This is a genomic window from Streptomyces sp. MnatMP-M17, from assembly GCF_900091995.1.
Taxonomy (GTDB): Bacteria; Actinomycetota; Actinomycetes; order Streptomycetales; family Streptomycetaceae; genus Streptomyces.
The window spans coordinates 1-1,989 of record NZ_FMDK01001144.1 but is presented as its reverse complement, the minus strand read 5'-3'; the positions used below and the strand labels follow the sequence as shown (position 1 = coordinate 1,989).

Annotated in this window: 2 protein-coding genes; both read right to left on the bottom strand. The window is 67.7% G+C overall.

The genetic code is table 11. The features are described from left to right. Positions 1 to 61: 61 nt before the first annotated feature. Positions 62 to 1,462, bottom strand: a complete 1,401-nt coding sequence (locus GA0115259_RS37070; protein WP_093604916.1) for an MFS transporter — start codon at positions 1,460 to 1,462, stop codon at positions 62 to 64. Positions 1,463 to 1,679: 217 nt separating this feature from the next. After that, a complete protein-coding gene (locus GA0115259_RS40920) occupies positions 1,680 to 1,823 on the bottom strand; it encodes a hypothetical protein (protein ID WP_161230590.1) in 144 nt (47 codons plus the stop codon). Positions 1,824 to 1,989 lie beyond the last annotated feature (166 nt).

The following is a 1,989-nucleotide window of genomic DNA, read 5'->3' as shown; positions in this document are numbered from 1 at the left end:
GACAGCGGCGGCCCGGCGGCCATGATCCGCCCTGTCCCGCCCGTACCTCCGCGCGGCGGAGTCAGGAGCGCGGCGTACGTACGGACGCGGACTCGGCCCGGCGCGGCGTCGGCACCTTCGTGGAGTCCGGCTCGGCATCGACATCCGTGAGATCGCGCTGCCGGGTTTCCCGTGCGCAGATGATCGCCACAACGGTGATCAGCGCGGCGGCGATGACATAGAGAGAGATCGGCGTCGAGCTGTCGTAGTCGGCGAGCAGCGCCGTCGCGATGAGCGGCGCGGGCGCACCGGCCGCCACCGAGGCGAACTGCGCGCCGATCGAGGCTCCCGAGTATCGCATCCGGGTGGCGAACATCTCCGAGAAGAAGGCCGCTTGCGGCGCGTACATCGCACCGTGCAGCACCAGCCCGACCGTGACGGCCAGCAGCATATTGCCGAAGCTCGCGGTGTCGATCAGCGCGAAGAAGGGGAACATCCAGGCGCCGACGCCGACCGCGCCGATCAGATACACGGGCCGGCGGCCGATACGGTCCGACAGCGCGCCCCAGAGCGGGATCACCGCGAAATGCACGGCGGAGCCGATGAGTACGGCGTTGAGCGCGGTCTGCTTGCTCACCTCGGCGGCGGTCGTCGCGTACACCAGAATGAAGGCGGTGATCACGTAGTAGCTGATGTTCTCCGCCATTCGCGCGCCCATGGCCACCAGTACATCCCGCCAGTGGTGCCGCAGAACGGAGACGATCGGTGTTTTCTCGGCCGTGTCCGCCGTGGCCTTGCGCTGTTCGGCCTGGGCCAACGCCGCCTTGAAGACCGGGGATTCATCGACGGAGAGCCGAATCCACAGACCGACCAGCACCAGCACACCGGACAGCAGGAACGGTATGCGCCAGCCCCATGAGGTGAAGGCGGCGTCCGAGAGCAGCGCGGTGAGCGCCGAGAGCACGCCGGTGGCGAGCAACTGCCCGGCCGGCGCGCCGGTCTGCGGCCACGAGGCCCAGAATCCGCGCCGCTCGGCGTCCCCGTGCTCCGACACCAGCAGCACGGCCCCGCCCCACTCACCACCGAGCGCGAAGCCCTGGATCAGCCGCAACACGGTCAGCAGCACGGGGGCGGCCGTACCGATGGTGGCATGTGTGGGCATCAGCCCGATGGCGAAGGTCGCGCCTCCCATCATCAGCAGACTCAGCACGAGCAGCTTCTTACGCCCGAGCCGGTCGCCGAAATGCCCGAAGACCAGCGCGCCGATGGGCCGCGCGGCAAAACCGACGGCATAGGTGAGGAAGGACAGCAGCGTCCCGACGAGCGGATCGGAGTCGGGAAAGAACAGCTTGTTGAAGACAAGAGCGGCGGCGGAGCCGTACAGGAAGAAGTCGTACCACTCGATGGTCGTGCCGATGAGACTCGCGGCGACGATGCGCTTGAGCGAGCTGGGTGTTGGGGGAGCGGATGCCGAGGCAGCCATGGTCACCACTTCCGAGCGGGTCCGGGGACGGTTGTTGTGTCGCCACACCGTAGGAATGCCCAGGTCAAGGGCACATGTGGTGGGACACCATAGTTCAGCGCCGGGGTGTGCGTGGGCGACCCATGTCATCACCTGTTCTCGCCTCTCCCGCGCTGACTTGGCGCTGACTACGCTGTCGACCGGGCCAGGTCGACGCCGCTCGGCTCCGCTTCCGTGGTCACGCGATCACCGGCAGGAGCGCACAGGCGTCGACCGGATCGTGGGCGTCCGGCAGCAGGCCGGGATGGCGGCCGACGTACTGCTCGAACGGTCGGCCCCGCAGGGAGTTGGGCCTGGAGGTTTCCCGTCTGCCGTCCGGCACCGAACCCCGACGAACCGGTTGGAAGACAAGCTCGGGAATGCCGGTTACTCCGCTTCCTTCGCCTATCGTGATCCCGATTCGGCTCACGTGTCAGAGCGGTAACCAGGGAATCTCAATGATCGTGTCAAGCCGCTTGCGTGACCGGTGGGGCGGAGGTGAACAGCCT

What these genes read in the sequence shown, in the direction of transcription:
- GA0115259_RS37070 (WP_093604916.1), bottom strand. Translation starts at nt 1,462, where the DNA reads ATGGCTGCCTCGGCATCCGCTCCCCCAACACCCAGCTCGCTCAAGCGC.